The following is an 18021-nucleotide window of genomic DNA, read 5'->3' as shown; positions in this document are numbered from 1 at the left end:
GGCAAACAACAGGCAAATCCGGCGTTGCCTCCCATGACGTGTCGCCTCACGCCGATACGGTGGCCGCATGCTCAATCACGTCTGTTGGCTGTGTAAGGCCACCACCGGCCACCAGCTGGTCGGTGACCCGAGATTTCTGGGACCAGAGACCGGTGCGCGTCCCGAACAGTTGGCATGTGCTGCATATGAATGTTCCGTTTGTGGCGGCATTTCGATAGCGCTGCTTCCGTTCCAGCATCCCGGAACCTTGCCGATGCGCCTCGACAAATTCCTAGAGACCGTCCGTGGTGAGGAGCTTCGCTGGCGACCCTCGGTCAAAGAGACACGGAGTTACCCAGACGTCCCGCAACACATAGCAGATGCTGCCACCGAAGCCTACGAATGTGATAGCTGTGAGCATTATCGAGGGGCGATCATGCTTGCTCGTGCGGTCATTGAAGCGACCGCGAAAGACCAAGGCATCGCCAAGGGCACGTTGCACGACAAGATCGAAGCGATGGCGACCAACGGGCTGATCCGAACGATGATCAAGGATGCCGCTCATGGCGTGCGAGAACTGGGTAACGAGATGGCGCACGGAGACTTTGTAGATCCGATTAGTGCCGAAGAGTCTGAACTGGTCATCCGCCTCATGGGCGAGATTCTGAACGATGTCTATCAGTCGCCTGCGGCTATCGCGCAAGCGCAACAGGCTGCACAAGCGAGACGCCACGGCGGCCAACCGTAAGGCGTCTTAACGCGAGCCGCGCAGCGTTGCCTGTTTCTCTTTGTCTGTTCACCCCCTCCCCAACCGCCGCCCTGAAACGGCGGCCTTGCCCGCGCGGAACGAAGGCACGAATCATGGTTGGTAGAGGCAGCGCAGCGTACACCTCGGCCACTGGGTGGAATGTGACCCACTTCATATTCCAGGGATAGGCAAATTGGCACCGGATGTCAGAAAGGCGAAATCGGCGCTGTTTGACAGGTGTCAAAAACGTATCACCGCACGTCCAGCCCGAATTTGGTACGGGAAATAGGTAACAAACTCGCGCCAGCAAACACTTAGGGCCTGTTTTGCCTGGTAGAGGCACATGACAGTTATCTGATCTGGCGCTACTGTGGCGACTGTGCCGCTGACCACGGCACCACGGGCAATGTCAGAGCCCGCATTCACGTCACGGCCCTTCGGGAGGCACGCGCGTGGGAATGCGAATGACGGGGCGTTACGTCAATGCCTGAGTACGCGGCACACGGGCGGAAACGACGGTTCACCTTCACCAACCGGTGATATTGGTGCCCGTTTCACTGAAAGGGACGTAATGTCCACCAAAGTACAAGCCAAACCCCTGTGTTGCTTGGGTTCGACAGCCCAGAAGAGCTGGCTGAGTTAACCCAACTGCTGAGCGAACAAGGGTCGCATCTGAATTTGCAGCCCGCACCAACCCCTCCTGACGACGATCTCCTGTGGTACGTCGTGGAAGAGGGCGAAGAGGCCGAAAGGGTAAGGGCGGCAGCTAGATTGATGGAAGCCGATCGACAGTAACACCCTTGCCACAACAGGTTTCGGACCGTTGAGCCGTTACGGCTTTACCGCTACGCGGTTCAACGGTTCGTTCCCGGCACCCCAAATTACCCAGCTGCTAACCCTGCGGCGGGAAGAAACAATGAAAGGTATTGCCATGTCTATAGATAACGACGACCTCTACGCGATGGTTGCTGAGGAACTTTCGCCACCGGCCTATCGCGTGTTCCGGGTCCTGAAGGAAAATTTCGACAGCGGCGGCAAAGGCTCAGATGTTGCGGGGATTGCTGTGCTTACCGGCCTCACAGAGGCCGAAGTCGAACAGGCAGCGGATGAGTTGGACGAGAAAGGCATTGTTCGGTACGAGGACAAGTGCAATTTCTGCGAGCTTGGCTTCTCAAACCCGAACGACTGGTACCTACACGAACTCCAATTTCACCCAAAGTCAATTGAGGTGACTTGCAGGCTTTGCGGAGCAAGGATCACTGGTGCGGACGAAATCGAAGCACACGGGCAAACGCAGCACCCGCAGCTATGGGCGGCACTGGAGAATATCGCACGCAGTCGACAGTGACTTCTCCCCTTCTGCCAGAACGGTTCTCGGGCATACTGCCCGAGTCGCAGTTCGATTCTGTGACTGGCACTAGCAGAACCGCGAAGCGGTGAGGCTTCACTGCGTCACGTTAAGGCGCTGCGTACCTTGACAACTGGATCCCCCCCGCCTTGCTTGCGAGTACCAACGACGGTGCAAAAGCGCCGGAGTAGCACACTGACCGCCAGGCGGTAAGTCTCGGAGAGACGAGCCTTGTGGCTAAATAGCACACTGACCGCCAGGCATGGCAGACCTGACGGCCAGTGTGGCGCTAGGGCGAACGGTTCTGAAGGTGAGAACCTTTAGGAGACAGCGAAGCTGTTGGGTGCTCCGCTATCTCTTAAGGCCCGCCCTAGCGCTTTTGAGGGCGCGGCGGGGAAAAGGCAATAAACCCGCGCTGCCCGGCTATCTCCCAACGCCAATTTGAGGCGAACAAGGCGGTGTGGTGCCCCGGTATCGCCCGCCCTCACACGGCGGCTTTCCCTGTAACCCAACCGGTTCCAGGCCGTCACCCCAACAGAACTCGCTGGGGCCGGTATCGCCGGTCTCGAGGTAGGCAAGGTTGCGCCTTAGCTGCGAGTCCCGTACGGACTCACTGTCACTAAGGCCTGACGTGTCGACTCCGGTGCTGCTCATCTTGCGAACGCCGTTCTGGCGTGAGCACTGTTCACAGCTGACGCTGTTCTCATCTTGCGAACGCCCCTTTCCTTACTCACCTAGAAAGGCAATGAGTTACCTAGGGATTGCCGGGGTCTCGTATTCGCCGCTGGCCTTGATTTGCGTCACGCAAGCCTGACCGCGACGGCGGACACCAACACCGAACGCGCGGGTAAAAAAGGCGTCCTGTAACGGGTACGGACCAACACCGGGAATGTTACGCAGACCTTGATATTGGCGCTGCGGGTGCTCCCGGAAGCCGATCACGTTGTCCTTGCTGTTGCTGCCGTAGGTGGCAACCACCGCAACGTATCCGGCGGGGATGAAGTCGCTGGAGATACACCAGGCCGGGCCATAGCTGCCGTCAACCTTGAGGCCGTTGTACGTTTCCGGCGCAACCTGTCCGACAATCGTTTCGGCCGTCAGGTATGCCGGTGCTCCGGCGCTGGGGATGAAGTCGTGCTTGGCCGCAACGCCACCGGTTGTCACACCGGCCCGGAAGCTGGCAACCACTTCGGCTTCGGCGGGGTTCATCAGCGCCAGCAGCCGCGAATTGGCTTCTGTTCCATAACCGTGCTGCGTGACGTGTTTGATGGCGTCCTCAAGATCACCGGGGTCAACTGTCACGGCGTTGCTGACCAGGAAATGCTGATGTGCCGTCTCGAAATCCTTGCCCAGATAGGCGGGCGGAACCATGGTGTCACCGTTGTAGAGACCGTAAACCGTATGGCCCCATTCGTTGGTGGCTGTAGTCGGGTCGAACAGCCGCTGCAAGATAGTGCCGGTGGTGAGGCGGTTGTCGGCCTCAAGGGCGTAGTTGGCAATTGCCCGCACCTGTTCGGCAGTGCTGTCCCGCAGGAACTTCCACGTCCACCGGCTGGCCTTGTCGTAGTCCTTGAACGTGTAGCCCATCAGTGAGTACTCCGAAGGAGGACGAAGCCCCTCCGGCTCTCCGAACTCGCTGGCCTCCTCAAAGCTGTCGACACTGCGGCTCTGCGGGATGGCGTCTGCGGTGTTGGTGGTGTTGAACGTCAGAAGGCTTGAAAGAGCTGAACGTTCGGCGTTCCACGCCTTGATGACGTCTGCCACTTCTGCCCAGATGACGTTAAGGTCAACGCCGTCTGCCGTGGTGTTAACCAGCACGTCGCCTTCGGTGGCAATACCGCCTTCTGCGCCGAAAGGCAAACGCGAAATGCCAAAGGGCGAAAAGTCAAGAGCCTCACCGCTAGCGCGGCTCAGCGGATCACTTGTAAACGTAGTCACAATGTCTTCCTTAGGTTTTCCGGCCTTGCATCCGGCCTCAGCTACAGGTGTAACCGGTGCATTACCTACCGGGCTAAGGGACTGAAGCCAAACCCGGCAGGTAATACCCGGTCGGCCTTTGCTGACTGCGCTAGCTCGGAAACCTCACCAGCGGTGAGATTTTGAGGTTCACCACCTAACGGTGGCTCACCGGCTCCGAACCGGTCAGATGCCTCAGGAAAACTTACACGGCGAACCGATGCCCGTAGGTCTTTAGGATACCCGACGCAAGGCCAGCCCGCGTTGCACCCCAACGGTTTTCGGCCCGCCAGCCCGCGCGGGGTCGGCTAAGCTGACGATGTGAACCCCTGGCGAAACCGGCACTGTGAGACTTTGCCGGCACACGCCGAAACTGATGTAGCACAGTGTGATTACTGCCCTGCAGGGCCAATGTGCTACTCCGGCACAGGGTGCCGTCGTTGGGCGGCTCTTGACGAAAACGCAATAGATGTTCCGATTCCCAACTGGGACTCCTGAAAGGAAAATGATGACAATCCTGAACGAAACGTGGCAGCGGATCGCTGAAGCCAACGCCGCTGCCGGTGTCGCCGATGATTGGACCGTGGCTGAACGGGACCAAATGGAAGCCTTGGCAGACGACCTGAACCGGGAACTTGAATGGGCTCCGATGGTTTACGCTTGGCGTACCAAGAACGGTTCGCAGCTTCAGTTTTGGTGTCAGCACTGCAAGGGGTATCACCACCACGGCAGGCACGTCACCGGCCAAGGTTACAGCCTGGACGGCAAGGCCGGTTCCGTACTGCCACTACGGCTGTGGAAGCGGTACGTCCGGAAGATCCAGTTCTGCAACTACAACCCCGACGCTCCGGGCGGGCGCGGCTTCTGCACCTGTCCAGCGGGTATCAGCGACGGCCACCGCGCTGCACACTGCTGGAAAGAGGACAGCGGCTACTACAGCCACGGCTACTTCCTGCACGAGGTAGAGCCGAATGACGAGCGGGCAACCGTTAGACCTAAGCGGCAAAACACCAAGCGGTGAAACCGCCCGAAGCACCTAGTGTGCCTTCATCTCTCAACGCCCGTATTGTGGCGCTACACCAACAGGGCTTAAGCACCGCTGCCATTTGGCAACGCCTACACGTACCGAGCGACTATGTACGTCTAGTGGTTTCTTGCGAACAAGCCCGCCAGCTGGCGGCACGGGTTGAGGCTTCTCGGCAAGCGCGGGCAGCGGCTCAACAAACCCTTCGGCGCACGAAAGCCGAACGTAAGAAGGCCAAAGCCCTAGCGCAACTACAGGAAGCCGAAGCCTTCCTTAAGCCGCTCTAGAAGCGGTAGCGGTTCTAGCGGCCTTTTCAGGCAGGGCTTCTACACTTTTTCGGCCGGGTGCATTGTTCGCCCCGGCACACTTCGGCAGCCAGTGGCCTTCTCAGCTAGGCGCACGGGGCATCCAGGGGCACCGGCCTGACGTTCGCCCGCCACCCGCCTGCTTGCTAACTTCACTTGTACCAAGCTCAGCACTTGCTAGCGACAGTGCAGCGCCCGTGGTGCCAACTACAGCCGCTATAGCTCTCACCTGGGAGTTGTAGCGGCTGTATTGCGTTTCGGGTAGTTCAGCGGCGGTAGCGGTGCTTACGTTCTAGGGCCGTGTTTGTGCGAAATGCCTTACTGCAGAGCCGGTTACGTCGCAGTGGAGTGTAATGCCGCTGTATTGCGTTGTGCCCCAGTATATTCCGAGGTGAGAAGGTGGACAACGGCGCGCGCATCGCGTAGAACTGAGGGGGCGGCGAGTTGGCCGCGCCGGACCGCCCGAGACCCCGGAAAGCGAAGGGAGAAAACGCTGATGCCAATGTTCGGAAGGTATTACACCGAAGCCGAAACAGTAGCGATAGCTCATGAACGCGGGCACGTAGATATCACCAGAAACAGCGTTCAAAAAGCTGCCTATGACGGCGATAGACCGTTAGTGCGAACCAAGATTGGCAACAAGGTCTATTACCTTGATGACGACATCGACAACTGGCTTACCGGTCGGATTCAAAGACTTGACGGCAGCCGCGTTTCCTCGGCAGAACGTAAGCGCGAGAAGGCGTTACGCCAGCTGGCTGAGGCCGAAGCGGTCCTCGCTGAACTGGAAACCGTCAGCAACTAAAGGAAGACCCCGACTCGCCGAATCTGAAGGGACAAAGCGAGCCGGGGCCTGGAAAGGAAATGATGAGCCATATTATGAGCGTCTCCGGGGGCCTTGTCCACCCGGAGACGCCGGAACCGGTTGTGCCAGTGGACAGCACGACTTGTGGGCCGAGTCCGCGCTGGGGGTCTGGGTTTGGTGGGGCTGTGGCGTTGGTCGGGGGTCCAAGAGCAGAAGAAGCTCGCGCCTTCGGCGCTCTCGAGTCCGCTTCACAGCCGTCGGCACAAGGGATGGCACAGTGAGCCTCAACAACCACCAACCCCGGAGGCTGCCGGTCCCCGATACCGTTCGGTTACAACGAAAGCGTCTCGCGAAGCTACACAACCGGTTTCTGCATTGGTTCTCCGAACACTACGACCTTGCGGCCATTGACGTTTCGTTGGCCGCCGCTGCCGTTGAACGGTTGGAAGGTGACCCGCTGTGGCTCATGCTGGTGGCAGGTTCGTCCACAGCCAAAACAGAAACCGTGTCGCAGTTCAAGACATGTGCGAACGTGCACGAGATTTCGACCCTCACGTCAGAGGCCGCGTTGTTGTCGGCCAGCAAAAAGGACGACCACGACCACGGTGCAACAGGCGGCTTGCTGCGACAAATCGGTGACCGGGGGTTGTTGATCATCAAAGACTTCACGTCCATCCTGTCAATGCACCCCAGCACCAGAGGTCCATTGTTGGCGGCGTTGCGCGAGATCTATGACGGGTATTGGGACCGGTACAAGGGCAGCGACGGCGGATCAAACCTGAGTTGGGCGGGCCGGATCACGCTGCTGGCCGCTGTGACAACCGCCTGGGACAAACACCACGCCGTCATCGCAGAGATGGGTGACCGGTTCGTGCTGCTGCGCATTGACTCCCGTGACGCCAACAGTCGGGAAGCGTTCGGGTTGAAAGCAATGGACAACATTGCCGCTGAATCCGAATACCGCCAAGAACTGCGGGCCTTGGTGAACGAGATCGTCTCCGCAGTCGACCCCACAGCAGCACCGACGCTCACCGAAACCGAGAGGGACCGGATCTTTCGTGCAGCCAACCTAGCTTCCTACGCACGCACTGCCGTTGACACTGACTACAAGGGCGAAGTGATTGACTCTCACGCGCCCGAAGGACCGGCGCGGCTCGCAAAGCAGCTCACACAACTGTTCCGGGGCTTGTATGTCGTCGGAGTGGACCGAACGTACGCACTGCAGTTGGTCATCCGGTGCGCTCGCGACTGCCTGCCGCCTCTGCGCCTGCAAGTGTTGGAGCACCTGGCAGACAATCCGAACTCGTTCACCAGCGATGTCCGCAAAGGAATCCAGAAGCCGCACGCAACAGTGGACCGGGTGATCCAGGCGCTCGTTGCTCTTGGCCTTGTCACACAACAGGAAGAGACCAACGACAGGGTGCAAACCGTCGCCAACAATGACAAGAAGAGATGGCGGTTCGCCGTTGCCCCGGATTGGGATGTGTCCGTTCTGCAGATCCCCGAGGCCCGACGCTCCGGGAATCACAGCGGGCCTGCGCCCCTGGCGCTCGCTCCGGGAATCACAGGGCAGGCACGCTCTCTATCTTCTCACTCTCCGACTGTGAAACCCGGAGCGGTGGTGACCTCGACAAATGCAGAAGGCGGCACGACAGGCCGCGAATTTTGAAGCAGCCGTTGAACCAAGCAGAAAGGTGCCAGAGTATGTCCAGCAACGAAGAGCCGGAAGTCATCGACGTAGAGGCCGTGGAAGTTGAAGACAGCGACGATCTTCCGGCGGTGATTGCCACACAGGCTGAGACCAAATCAAGGCCGAACGCCGAGGAAGCCTCATCGACTCATTCACACAAGGACAGCAGAACCCGGGCGCAGAAACGCCTCGAAGAAACTGACGAGCTTGGACGCACCTGGCGTGACAAGCGGCTTGAGGAGAACGAGACTCGAAGGTGCACAGCCCATCTGTCCGACGGCAGCGGAGAGCGTTGCCGAAAGTGGGCCATTCGCGGCGGCACCACATGTGCCACACACGGAAGCGGCACTAAGGCAGCAAAACTGGCCGCTCGCGAAAGACTCGACAACGCAGCCGACCGAATGGCCAAGGAACTGTTGAAGATTGCGCTGACAGCCGACAGTGAAAGTGTGGCTCTCGCCGCCGTCAGAGACGCACTGGACCGGACTATCGGCAAAGCGCCAACTACCGTCGAGATAGGCGCATCGAAGCCGTATGAGGCTGTCTTCGATGGCATCTCGGCCCTACCGCTGGACGGCACTTCCTTTGCGGAACCGAGCCTTCCCACCGAGACCGGACCAACTCAACCCACCCAACCGGACCCAACAACCCAACCGTGCCCCAGCGCGCGGACAAACGAGAAAGGCTCAGACCCGCAGCAGCCACATTGGCCAGCCGCACCGGTTCGGCACATCACCGGCGAGGACGCAATCAGGATCGCCAACGAAACCAACCGTGCCGCAGGCGTGTTTGAACAGAAGGCCATCGAAGGACCGCACAAACGATACCCCCGGCCCTAAGGAACGAAACCGGATGTAACAGTAGGAGAGTGGCGGTTTGCGGACAAGGCATATCAGGTCGGCTATAAGTAGTGGCTGAGGTGGATGTCGCCCGACACCCGCCACACCCACCACCAGGAGAGCAGGATGACGAGCACGAAAGCGATTGGCTACATACGGGTTTCGACCAACCGGCAAGCTGACAGCGGTTACGGTCTACAGGCACAACGTGAGCAGATTGTCAGGTTCTGCGATGACAACGGCCTGGAGCTGGTCGCGCTGATACCCGACGTCATGAGCGGCAAGCGCACCGATAAGCTGTACGGACGCATAGCCGCAATCCACGCCATTCGCACCGGTATGGCAAATGTACTGGTAGTCAACACCTTAGACCGCAGCAGCCGCAGCATGGCAGACGGCGCAAAGCTGATCGCTGACGCCAAGGCCGAAGGCTGGCGCATCGTGGGTTTGGACGGAACCGACAGTGACACAGTGTCGCAACTGACCGCTCACGCCAGACTGCTTGTAGCAGAGGAAGAACGTGAGCTGATCTCCAAGCGCACCAAGCAAGGTTTGGTAAAGGCCAGGCAGGCCGGAAAGCAGCTCGGCAAGCCCAGCACTATCGACCGAAAGGTAGTGCAACGCATCGTCGAACTGCGGCTGGCCGGCAAAGGCACCAAGGCAATCGCGAACTGTCTCACCGATTCTGGTGTTGCGGCACCCCAGGGCGGCAACTGGAGCTATAGCACCGTTCGCGACGTTCTGGCACGTGAGGGGCAGAAGTAAGATGGCACATATTCGCAAGAGGCCGTCCGGCAAGCTGGACAAGTTCGGCAACCCTGTAGTGCGGTATCAAGTGGTGTGGCTAGAGCCGGTGCGTGACGACTTCGGGGCTCCTACTGGCAAGCTCAAACAGACCTCGGAAACCTTTGCGACAGAACGCAAAGCTAAGGCACATGCCCGAAAGGTCGAGGAAGCGCTAGAACAGGCTTCCGGCATTGACCCATCTTCCGCTAAGGCCAAAGCCAATCGGACACTAGGGGAGTACGCCCGTCAGTACCTGGACAGCCTTGCCGGCCAAATCGACACCGAGACCATCCAGCGCTATGCCAACATCTACCGTCGCCACGTCGCCGCCGAGTTCGGTAGTAAACCAGTTGCGGCCATCACCGCTGCCCAGGTTGCTCAGTTTCGGGCCAAGCTTCTGGCACCGCACACCGAGCGGGATTATGTGACTCGGGGGACCGCCAGTGCTGCCACGGCCAAGAAGAAGCGCGCCACCGTCACCCGCAGCCCTAAGACGGTGAAGCACATTGTCGGAACGCTGAAGCGGATTCTTGATGTGGCGGTAGACGATCAGGCAATCCCAAGCAACCCGGTGGTGGCCAACCGCCGACACACTACTAAGCGTGCAACCCGCAGTGACGGGCGTGCACCGTTCAAGCACCGGCCCCTCGCAAGCAACGAAGTGGCTGCGATACATGACTGGATTGCGCGAACTCCTGCAAGGGGAGAGCAACCTAATTCTCCCCACGGCGGCAAGAGCAACCCCGTGTACGCGTTGGCGGTGCTGTTTTCGGCCTACACCGGCGTACGCGTGGCGGAACTGCAGGGTCTGCAGATTCGGGATTTGGTGCTGTCCGACATCGAGGGAACCGTAGGGTCCGTTCGTATTTGTCGCACCGCCAAAAAGTCGCGCCCTGTTGAGCCGTTCCATGACGGCGGTCCTGACAGCGACAGCGAAGAAGGCTCAGCGCCTACGGCCGAAGGAAAAGGGGACTCACCGCTTCAGTGGGTGGAGGGCACACCGAAGTCCGACGCCTCCACCGACCGGGTGATCCCGATTCCGTCCTGGCTGGCAGACGACATGCGGGACTACCTGACTCAGGTTCACCCGTTCTCAGGTCTCGGGAACGGTGAGCCGCACAGCGGCGAAAGCTCACCTCCTGCGAAGGCTCGCCGTATTGGTCACGCGCCGCTGTTTCCCGGTCGGCGAAACAACCGTGGCGGCAACACTCGCGGCGATGTGGAGCTGTTCGATTGGGCGAAGCCGGTTGCGGTAGACAATCTGTTCCACAGCTATTTTCAGCCCGCCTGCCAGGCCCTGGGTCTCGGGAGGGTCCGGTTCTACGATTTGCGCCACACTTTCGCAACGCTGGCGCTGTCCGCGGGAGAACACTACATGCAGGTCTCAAAGTGGCTGGGACACAGCAGCTTCGTGCTCACCTTGACCACTTACGCGGACTACATCCGCGAGGAAGACAACGCCGCCCCGAACCTCAAGCGGCCGGTAGTCAAGTCGGTAGAGAATGTAGTAGCGCTACACAAGAACGCATAACGCGGCTCCGCGCCTACTTGAGGGATTGTCGCTCCTTTGCAAGCATCCACAGGTACTTGTCGATATCGCGGATTGAGAAGGCATCTAGGCCATAGTGGGTTCTGAACTTCGTGATGGACCTATTCCAGACGGCATAATCAGCTTGCCAACGTTCACCCGGGGTGAAGCTGTCAAATTCCTCTCCCTGGCGGAGCAGCGTGTTCAGGGCGTTAGCGACTAGGGAGTCGTAGATTGGATACAAGTCTGGTCGGTGGAAGGCGCAGTATTTCGTTGCAAATGAGTAGTTGCGACGTGCCTTTCCTTTGATGGTGAAGGTTGCAATTTCTTCAATGAGGTCTGGATCGACTGCGGGTTCGGCAAGCTTCTTGTCGATGTCCAAATTGGCAATATGTGCTGCCACCTGCACGACTGCGAAGATATTGGTTGAATAGATACCGTTTAACGCCGCTAATTTGACGGCGACCTCGCCTACATCGTCGTTGCGGGGCATGACCTGAAATAGGGTCTTCAAAGCAGAATCGAGTTTCTCGTTGTTACCCTCATTCCACTTTGTAAGGTACTTCTGCACTTCGGTAGCAGAAGGTTGCTGGATTGGTGGAAGCGTGTCGCGGCGTGTCATGGAGTTGACCTTTCGTCAGGCGGAGTTTCTTTGATCAGACCAATGTCCCTCTGGAAGCGCTCGTGATCGCGTAGCCACTGCTGGTGCTCCTGCTCGCGCCTATCTCGCTCTTTGTCGGCCGGGTCGCTATAGGTCCAAATCCCTTTGCCTTCTTGGCCGTAGGTTTCGAGTGTGTCTGCAATGTCGTAAAGCGCCTTCTCGACGCTCTTACCCTTGTTCCGCTCGATCCGCATAATATTCCAGAACATGTTGGTGTCCAATGATATTGGGTTCCAGTAGCTTTCCTTCTCGGCTCCCACCATGTCGTCGAAATCCACCCGGCCTTCAAACTGGGTCTGCAATTTGGCGCCGTCCGGCGCTCCTTTTTCGTGCCTCGTCCGCCTTTCGTACGAATCCCAGAGGGTTCGCCACTCTTGGCCGGGGGCGAGGACCGCGATGTTCTCCGGTACGAAGGCGTGAGTTACTTCCTTGCCGTCCAGATTGTTCGTGAAGGGTGCAACCTCCAGCGGGGGCAGTGCTATTCGCACGTTGTATGCGGCGGTTTGGCCAAAGTTCTTTACTACCAAGTCGAAATAACCATGAATGTCGTTGAGCGCGATAAAGACAACAACATTCGGCTTCACTGTGTGTTTGCGATTTAGTTGAGCCTGTTCGGCGTCGTGCTTGAGCGTTTCCTGTGCCAGTTGCGCCTGTCTAATGAGGTCCTCATTGGCAAGACGAACCTGTGTGGCAAGTGCATCTTGGGCATGTTTGTCCTGCGCTAGCCGTGCCTTCTGTGCCTCAGTAACTTGGCGGCTTGCTTCGGTGACCTGTCGTTTGGCATATCGGCCTGCGACGAACACCGTCACCAGAGCGATGAGAGCTGTAGCCCACGTTCCGAGCGCCGACCAACCCTCGGGCGAGACGTGCTGTTGGAGCCAGTGGTACACAAACCCTCCCCGAACCTGAAGACCGCAGTGGGCGGCGCTTCTCCCTTGGACTGATTCTATCAAACAGGTGTTCGATTTGGCTCCAGCAATCTCCCCGGCGAACCGTCTTGTCGGTGGCTTGTCGTTGTGCCACCGACAACCCTCCGGCTTGCTGCGTTCTGGCTGCAGCCGCTGCAATGCCCCGATTTCAGATATTAGCGCTGTTAAAAGTACTCAAAAGAGCGGCTGAACCGAAATTCCGGAGCGATTCAGAGTTTGCTGAAACGGCTCACCAAGCGACTCATAATCCCTTGGTCGCGGGTTCGAGCCCCGCCCGCCCCACTTCAGTGCACCAGCACGTTGCGGAACTGCCAGGGATCGTCGGGGTCGACGTCGTCGGGGAACAGGTCGATCCGGTCGGTCAGCGGCGTCCAGTCGGTGAAGTGCCCTTCGACCGGCCCGAGGTAGGGCCGCTGCACCTCGAGGCACCGCGCGAAGTCCAGCTCATCGGCCTCGACGATCCCGGCGTTGGGATTTTCCAGCGCCCAGACCATGCCGGCCAGCACCGCGGAGGTCACCTGCAGCCCGGTGGCGTTCTGGTTCGGCGCCAGCAGTTTGGTCTCGTCGTTGGACAGCCGCGAGCCGTACCAGTAGGCGTTCTTGGCGTGCCCGTAGAGCAGCACGCCGAGTTCGTCGATGCCGTCGGTGATGTCGTCGACGTCGAGGATCACCCGGTGCTGCGGCGGCCGGCCGCCCAGCAGTTCGTGCCAGGACATCACGGCGTCATCGGCGGGGTGGTAGGCGTAGTGCACGGTCGGCCGGTACTCCGGCCGGCCGTCCTCGTCGAAGGACGTGAAGTAATCGGAGATCGACACGGATTCGTTGTGCGTGACGCAGAAGCCGTGCTGCGGACCGGGTGTCGGGCACCAGGTGCGGACCTTCGTGGCCGCGCCGGGCTGGGCCAGGAAGATGCCCGGAGCGCTGGGATCGGTATGCCGGTAGGCATTTTCGGGCATCCACCGCTCGTGGGTGCCCCAGCCCAGCTCGGCCGGCTGCAGCCCCTCGGACAAGAACCCGTCCACCGACCAGGTGTTCACGAACGTTCCGATGGGCCGCGGCGTCCGGGCGTGCTGGGTGTCTCGCTCGGCGATGTGAATACCCTTCACGCCGGCGTCGCGCATCAGCGCGGCCCACTGCGCACGGGTGCTCGGCACGGAGTACGACAGGCCGATCGCGTCGGCGACGTCCAGCAGGGCCTGCTTGGCGAACCACGACACCATACCCGGGTTCGCGCCGCACGCGGACACCGCCGTCACACCGCCGGGACGCTCCCGACGCTCGGCCAGAAGTGTCTGCCGCAGTGCATGATTGGTGCGTTCGGACATCGGCAGATCGGGATCGTCGTAGAGACCGGCCCACGGTTCGATGACGGTGTCGATGTAGAGCGCTCCGCGTTCGCGGGCCAGCCGCAGGATCTCGACGGAGGAGGTGTCCACCGACAGGTTCACCACGAAAGTGCCTGGCGTCAGCAGCGGTTCGAGCACCTCGGCGTAGTTGTCGTGGGTGAGGAACGCGTCGACGCGGGTGACGCCGGCCTCCTTGAGGACGGTGTCGTTGTCGTCGTTGGGGGCCAGGACGGTGATCCGTTCCGGCTCAATGTCGAAGTGCCGCAGGATCAGCGGCAGCGTGCCGCGGCCGATCGAACCGAAGCCGATCATCACGACGTTGTCGAGGTGCCCGTAGGTGCTCATTGCTCTTCTCCATTCGATGTGGTGGGGAGGTGGTAGGTCCGTAGCGGCTCGATCCCGTTGAATCCGACCGAGGAGTACGACGTGGTGTACGCGCCGGCCGACAGGATCTCGACGGGGTCGCCGGCCCGCAGGCCCGCGGGCAGCGGGTAGGGCGTGCGCTCGTAGAGGATGTCGAGGCTGTCGCAGGTGGGGCCGGCCAGTACGCACGGGACGTCATCGCCGTCGGCGCCGGGGCAGTGGATCCGGTAGCGGATGGCCTCCTCCTGCGTTTCGACGAGCCCGTTGAAGACCCCGATGTCGAGATAGACCCAGCGCCGGCCGTCGTCGGACGGCTTGTCCGTCGCCAGTACCACCTCGGCCCGGATCATCCCGGCGTCACCGACCAGGAACCGGCCGGGTTCGGTCATGACGTTCAGATCGGCCAGGTCGTAGCGGTGCAGCGCACCGCGAATGGCCTCGCCGTACGACACCAGGGGTGGGGTCGGCTGCGCGTGCCGGCTGGGCAGGCCGCCGCCGAGGTTGACGGCGACGAGGTCGTGGCCCTGGCGCTGCAGCATGTCGCGCAGTCGCCGGGTCGCGGCCAGCGGTGCGGCCCAGGCGTCGGGATCGTGCTGCTGGGATCCGACGTGGAAGCTGATGCCGACGCGATGCCCATGTGCGACTGCGCCATTCAGCAGCGCCGCCGCCGCCTCTTCGGTGGTGCCGAACTTGCGGCTCAGCGGCCAGTCCGCGCCGCCGCCCTCGGATGCCAGTCGCACCAGCAGCGTCGAGCGCGGCGCGTGCCGGATGAGCTTGTCGAGTTCCTCGGGGGCATCCACCGCGAAGGTACGGACGCCGGCGGCGTGGGCGGCCGCGATCGCCGATTCCTTCTTGATGGTGTTGCCGAACGAGAGCCGTTCCGGTGCGATACCGAGAGATTCGCACAGCGCGATCTCACCGATGCTCGCGACGTCGAAGCACGACCCCGCCGCGTCCAGCACGCGCAGCACCTCCGGCGCGGGATTTGCCTTGACCGCGTAGAAGATTCCGGCTTCGGGGATGGCGTGGCGCAGGGCGTCGTAGCGTTCACGCACGATGTCGAGATCCATCACCAGGTACGGCGTGGGCAGGTGGTCGTTCTCGTCGACGAACTGCCGCAACCGGTCGGTGGCGACGCGCGTGTACTCCATGGTGGTGGTCACGGCCGGACCTCCGCGTCGTGAGAATTCTGATGGACCATGACTCCCCGCCTCTCGAATCGTGCTCATTGGTACGTGTGTCCCACGATTGCGGAGCGGCGTGCGCGAAGCCTGCGTAGTGCGGTACTCGACTGAGCGATGCGGTTACCTCAAGAGCAGAAGAGGCCTCACGCTTCCGCGACAGCCCGCTCCCATGCTTCGCGTACGACATCGAGGGCTTCTCGAGCCGAGACGGTGAGCCGTGTTTGGCCTGCGAGTTGTGCGCTCCAGGCCGCGTCGGATGGTGGGTCGCGAAAGATGTAGGGCGCGGGGTACTTGTTGGTGGGTCCGAATTTTCGGAATAGCGCCGCGGAGGCTGCGTTGATCGCGCCAGCTGCGGCGAGGGCCCAGAGATCCCAGAGGTCGCGGGGTGCGCCTCGGTCGAACCACGTTGCGGTCTTGGACGCAGCGAACGCGGGAAGCGTCGGGACCAAGAGTTCGGCGGGTGGCGCATCGGTGTAGCGCTGCACCAATTGGCGTCGCTCCGTCGGCCATATGACACGTTCTCTGGGCGATAGGAGCTGAAGACGGACAGATGCGCCGTCAGCCGGGCGCAAGAGCACGGGAGCGGCTTCGGGGACGTCGCTCAAACCAGGTTCGATGGTCAGCCTGCCGTGGGTGCGGGACACCGAACGGGGGAGTACGCGATCGAGGTGGTTCGCGAGGTCCTTTCGACTGCCAACGGCGATGAGATCGATGTCCTCGCTCAGGCGTCCACCGGGCAGATGTGTGCGGGCGAGCGCCGTACCGCCGATGAAGTGGATCCGGTCACCGAATTGCTCGCTCAGAAAGGCGAGTACATGAGAAATGAGGTGGTCACGTTGGACCTGCTGGGTTGCAACACCGAATTGCGCTGCGATCGAATCGCGTTCGTCCTGGTTCACCGTTACTTGCTGACCCATGCTTCAGCGCGACGTAAGGATGCCAGCCGCCTCTGTTCGATGGCCAGCGATTCCAACCGATCCAAGTCGCTGCGTGCGTAAAGCGCGGAGATGGCTGCGGGAACTTCGGTTTCGGCATCGCCGAGGCCTGGTCGATGCGCGAGATCAAGGACGGTCTGTTCGGGAGTGGTGACCAAGACCGGTCCTAGTTCGGTAGGAATCCGCTCGGCGTCGATTCGCCGAGTGTCCCGTTTGACGAATCGCACGATTGCCGGCCGGTCGGACAACACGATCGGACGATGCTGGCTGGGCACCGCCACGACGGCAGCTGCCAGTGCCCGTGGAATGGAACCGTGCAGACGTGCGGCGCTCACGCCCATCACTACGATGTCGTCCGGGCCGTAGATCGATGATGCGATTCCGGCCGCGGCCGATTCGAGTCCCGGCTTCCACGTGCTGCCAACTGCGTCCGTCGGGACGATGACGTAGTAGCCGTCGGCGAGTCGATGTAGAAGCCCACGTTCGTGAAGTCGCGCGACCTCGGCTGCAGGATGGGCGTACGCGGCCCTGGCCTGCCCGGACCGGAACGTTCCCAGGGGCTTGCCGGCGAGGGTGGAGGGGACTGCCGTGCTGTGTTTACGCGCCATGTGCCTCCTTCAGTATGCAAATCATAGGTTATAAGCCTATGATTTGCATACTTAACCTCGACGATGAGTCCACAGTCTTCAATGGGTCTATTCCGGTACCGAGACAACCGAAGGAGAAACCATGGGCCTGATCCACATCGAGATGTTCGCGACGCTGGACCTGGTCGGTCAGGCGCCCGGCGGTCCCGACGAGGATCCGGTGGGATTCCCGTTCGGAGGCTGGCAGGCGCCCCTGATCGACGAGGTGTCCGGTGCACAGATCGGTGCCGCCTATGAGGGAACCGATGCCCTGCTGCTCGGGCGCCGCACCTACGAGATCTTCGCCGCGTACTGGCCGCACTACGACGGCGACGAGGACGACGACATCGCGACGCTGTTCAACAGTGTCCCGAAATACGTGGCTTCCCTTGGGCGGCCGGATCTTTCGTGGGCCGGCTCGAGCCAACTCGGCGCGGACCTGCCGACCGCGGTGCGCGAGATCCGCGATCGGCACGAGAACATCAAGGTGGTCGGCAGCCTGAACCTGGTGCAGACGTTGTTGCGCGAGAAGCTCTTCGACCGCCTGGACATCTGGGTGCATCCGGTGGTGCTCGGGGTCGGCAAGAAGGTGTTCGACGGCGGCGCGGTCCCGACCAGCCTCAACCTGCTCGACGCACCGGAGGCTAGTCCGAACGGCATCGTGCACCTGCGTTACGGCCTGGCCGAGGGCGAGCCGCAGACAGGGGATATGAGCGCTTGACGCCGCTACGCCAATTGCGGCGGCGGCGCCGGGGCCGGGGGACCCGCCATGGGCGCCGGCGGCGGGCCGGGGACGACGAAGCAGTTGGTCCCGCCGATTCCCATCACGTACACCGTGGTGCAGCGCTGGAAACTGCCGTCCGGGGCGATGGGCCCGTCGCAGTTGCCGCCGCCGTTGCCCCACATGTAGAACTCACCGCATTCGGCCAGCGCCGTGGGTGCCGCGGCGACGGCGCCGATGACCCCGGC

At 61.1% G+C, this 18021-nt stretch carries 17 protein-coding genes; 9 read left to right on the top strand and 8 right to left on the bottom strand.

The window, feature by feature from the left end:
* Nucleotides 1-67: 67 nt before the first annotated feature.
* Together U0R18_RS21285 and U0R18_RS21280 are read left to right on the top strand one after the other, a co-directional pair.
* Nucleotides 68-727, top strand: coding sequence for a DUF4145 domain-containing protein (locus U0R18_RS21285; RefSeq protein WP_526372215.1), 660 nt, complete (start codon nucleotides 68-70; stop codon nucleotides 725-727).
* An 823-nt stretch (nucleotides 728-1550) separates the two neighbouring features.
* Entirely contained in the window at nucleotides 1551-2075 is a 525-nt protein-coding gene (locus U0R18_RS21280) for a hypothetical protein (RefSeq protein WP_526372213.1), read from the top strand.
* Nucleotides 2076-2825: 750 nt separating this feature from the next.
* On the opposite strand, the gene U0R18_RS21275 is transcribed toward U0R18_RS21280, so the two are convergent.
* A complete protein-coding gene (locus tag U0R18_RS21275; RefSeq protein WP_526372275.1) occupies nucleotides 2826-3935 on the bottom strand; it encodes a hypothetical protein in 1110 nt (369 codons plus the stop codon).
* A gap of 604 nt (nucleotides 3936-4539) precedes the next feature.
* On the opposite strand from U0R18_RS21275, the gene U0R18_RS21270 reads away from it, so the two are divergent.
* From U0R18_RS21270 to U0R18_RS21245, 6 genes are all read left to right on the top strand, one after another.
* Complete coding sequence (locus U0R18_RS21270) at nucleotides 4540-5052, top strand: hypothetical protein (RefSeq protein WP_526372211.1); 513 nt, start codon at nucleotides 4540-4542, stop codon at nucleotides 5050-5052.
* 804 nt (nucleotides 5053-5856) lie between these two features.
* Nucleotides 5857-6165, top strand: a complete 309-nt coding sequence (locus U0R18_RS21265; protein ID WP_526372209.1) for a hypothetical protein — start codon at nucleotides 5857-5859, stop codon at nucleotides 6163-6165.
* Nucleotides 6166-6442: 277 nt separating this feature from the next.
* Nucleotides 6443-7834 (top strand): winged helix-turn-helix domain-containing protein, encoded by a 1392-nt coding sequence (locus U0R18_RS21260; RefSeq protein ID WP_526372207.1) that lies wholly within the window; start codon nucleotides 6443-6445, stop codon nucleotides 7832-7834.
* Between the two features lie 35 nt (nucleotides 7835-7869).
* Nucleotides 7870-8694, top strand: coding sequence for a hypothetical protein (locus U0R18_RS21255; RefSeq protein WP_526372205.1), 825 nt, complete (start codon nucleotides 7870-7872; stop codon nucleotides 8692-8694).
* 126 nt (nucleotides 8695-8820) lie between these two features.
* Nucleotides 8821-9459, top strand: coding sequence for a recombinase family protein (locus U0R18_RS21250; protein WP_526372203.1), 639 nt, complete (start codon nucleotides 8821-8823; stop codon nucleotides 9457-9459).
* Between the two features lies 1 nt (nucleotide 9460).
* Complete coding sequence (locus tag U0R18_RS21245) at nucleotides 9461-11011, top strand: site-specific integrase (protein ID WP_526372201.1); 1551 nt, start codon at nucleotides 9461-9463, stop codon at nucleotides 11009-11011.
* Nucleotides 11012-11024: 13 nt separating this feature from the next.
* Here U0R18_RS21245 and dag1 read toward each other — a convergent pair whose 3' ends face one another.
* The 6 genes from dag1 to U0R18_RS21215 all read right to left on the bottom strand — a co-directional run bounded on the left by dag1 (nucleotide 11025) and on the right by U0R18_RS21215 (nucleotide 17034).
* Entirely contained in the window at nucleotides 11025-11630 is a 606-nt protein-coding gene (gene dag1 / locus U0R18_RS21240; RefSeq protein WP_526372199.1) for a Dag1 family anti-phage DNA glycosylase, read from the bottom strand.
* On the bottom strand, nucleotides 11627-12559 hold the full coding sequence (locus U0R18_RS21235) for a DUF8453 domain-containing protein (RefSeq protein ID WP_526372197.1): 933 nt from the start codon (nucleotides 12557-12559) through the stop codon (nucleotides 11627-11629). Before U0R18_RS21235 ends, dag1 begins: the two co-directional genes overlap by 4 nt.
* Before the next feature lie 323 nt (nucleotides 12560-12882).
* Nucleotides 12883-14289 (bottom strand): homospermidine synthase, encoded by a 1407-nt coding sequence (locus U0R18_RS21230; protein ID WP_526372195.1) that lies wholly within the window; start codon nucleotides 14287-14289, stop codon nucleotides 12883-12885.
* Entirely contained in the window at nucleotides 14286-15470 is a 1185-nt protein-coding gene (locus tag U0R18_RS21225) for a type III PLP-dependent enzyme (protein WP_526372193.1), read from the bottom strand. The genes U0R18_RS21230 and U0R18_RS21225 overlap by 4 nt, the downstream gene beginning before the upstream one ends.
* A gap of 164 nt (nucleotides 15471-15634) precedes the next feature.
* Entirely contained in the window at nucleotides 15635-16390 is a 756-nt protein-coding gene (locus U0R18_RS21220) for a nucleotidyl transferase AbiEii/AbiGii toxin family protein (protein WP_526372191.1), read from the bottom strand.
* 2 nt (nucleotides 16391-16392) lie between these two features.
* Nucleotides 16393-17034 carry a type IV toxin-antitoxin system AbiEi family antitoxin domain-containing protein gene (locus U0R18_RS21215; RefSeq protein ID WP_526372189.1) on the bottom strand — a complete coding sequence of 214 codons (642 nt, stop codon included), beginning with the start codon at nucleotides 17032-17034 and terminating at the stop codon, nucleotides 16393-16395.
* 121 nt (nucleotides 17035-17155) lie between these two features.
* On the opposite strand from U0R18_RS21215, the gene U0R18_RS21210 reads away from it, so the two are divergent.
* Entirely contained in the window at nucleotides 17156-17773 is a 618-nt protein-coding gene (locus U0R18_RS21210; RefSeq protein ID WP_526372187.1) for a dihydrofolate reductase family protein, read from the top strand.
* 5 nt (nucleotides 17774-17778) lie between these two features.
* On the opposite strand, the gene U0R18_RS21205 is transcribed toward U0R18_RS21210, so the two are convergent.
* Complete coding sequence (locus U0R18_RS21205) at nucleotides 17779-18012, bottom strand: CDGP domain-containing protein (RefSeq protein WP_526372273.1); 234 nt, start codon at nucleotides 18010-18012, stop codon at nucleotides 17779-17781.
* Nucleotides 18013-18021: the final 9 nt, after the last annotated feature.

The sequence above is a fragment of the Mycobacterium sp. genome, assembly GCF_046330795.1.
GTDB lineage: Bacteria > Actinomycetota > Actinomycetes > Mycobacteriales > Mycobacteriaceae > Mycobacterium.
The sequence above is the reverse complement of the archived record's forward strand: the minus strand, read 5'-3'. Positions and strand labels throughout refer to the sequence as shown.

What these genes read in the sequence shown, in the direction of transcription:
- U0R18_RS21245 (WP_526372201.1), top strand. Translation starts at nt 9,461, where the DNA reads ATGGCACATATTCGCAAGAGGCCGTCCGGCAAGCTGGACAAGTTCGGC.
- U0R18_RS21230 (WP_526372195.1), bottom strand. Translation starts at nt 14,289, where the DNA reads ATGAGCACCTACGGGCACCTCGACAACGTCGTGATGATCGGCTTCGGT.
- U0R18_RS21215 (WP_526372189.1), bottom strand. Translation starts at nt 17,034, where the DNA reads ATGGCGCGTAAACACAGCACGGCAGTCCCCTCCACCCTCGCCGGCAAG.
- U0R18_RS21270 (WP_526372211.1), top strand. Translation starts at nt 4,540, where the DNA reads ATGACAATCCTGAACGAAACGTGGCAGCGGATCGCTGAAGCCAACGCC.
- dag1 (WP_526372199.1), bottom strand. Translation starts at nt 11,630, where the DNA reads ATGACACGCCGCGACACGCTTCCACCAATCCAGCAACCTTCTGCTACC.
- U0R18_RS21255 (WP_526372205.1), top strand. Translation starts at nt 7,870, where the DNA reads ATGTCCAGCAACGAAGAGCCGGAAGTCATCGACGTAGAGGCCGTGGAA.
- U0R18_RS21285 (WP_526372215.1), top strand. Translation starts at nt 68, where the DNA reads ATGCTCAATCACGTCTGTTGGCTGTGTAAGGCCACCACCGGCCACCAG.
- U0R18_RS21265 (WP_526372209.1), top strand. Translation starts at nt 5,857, where the DNA reads ATGCCAATGTTCGGAAGGTATTACACCGAAGCCGAAACAGTAGCGATA.
- U0R18_RS21210 (WP_526372187.1), top strand. Translation starts at nt 17,156, where the DNA reads ATGGGCCTGATCCACATCGAGATGTTCGCGACGCTGGACCTGGTCGGT.
- U0R18_RS21250 (WP_526372203.1), top strand. Translation starts at nt 8,821, where the DNA reads ATGACGAGCACGAAAGCGATTGGCTACATACGGGTTTCGACCAACCGG.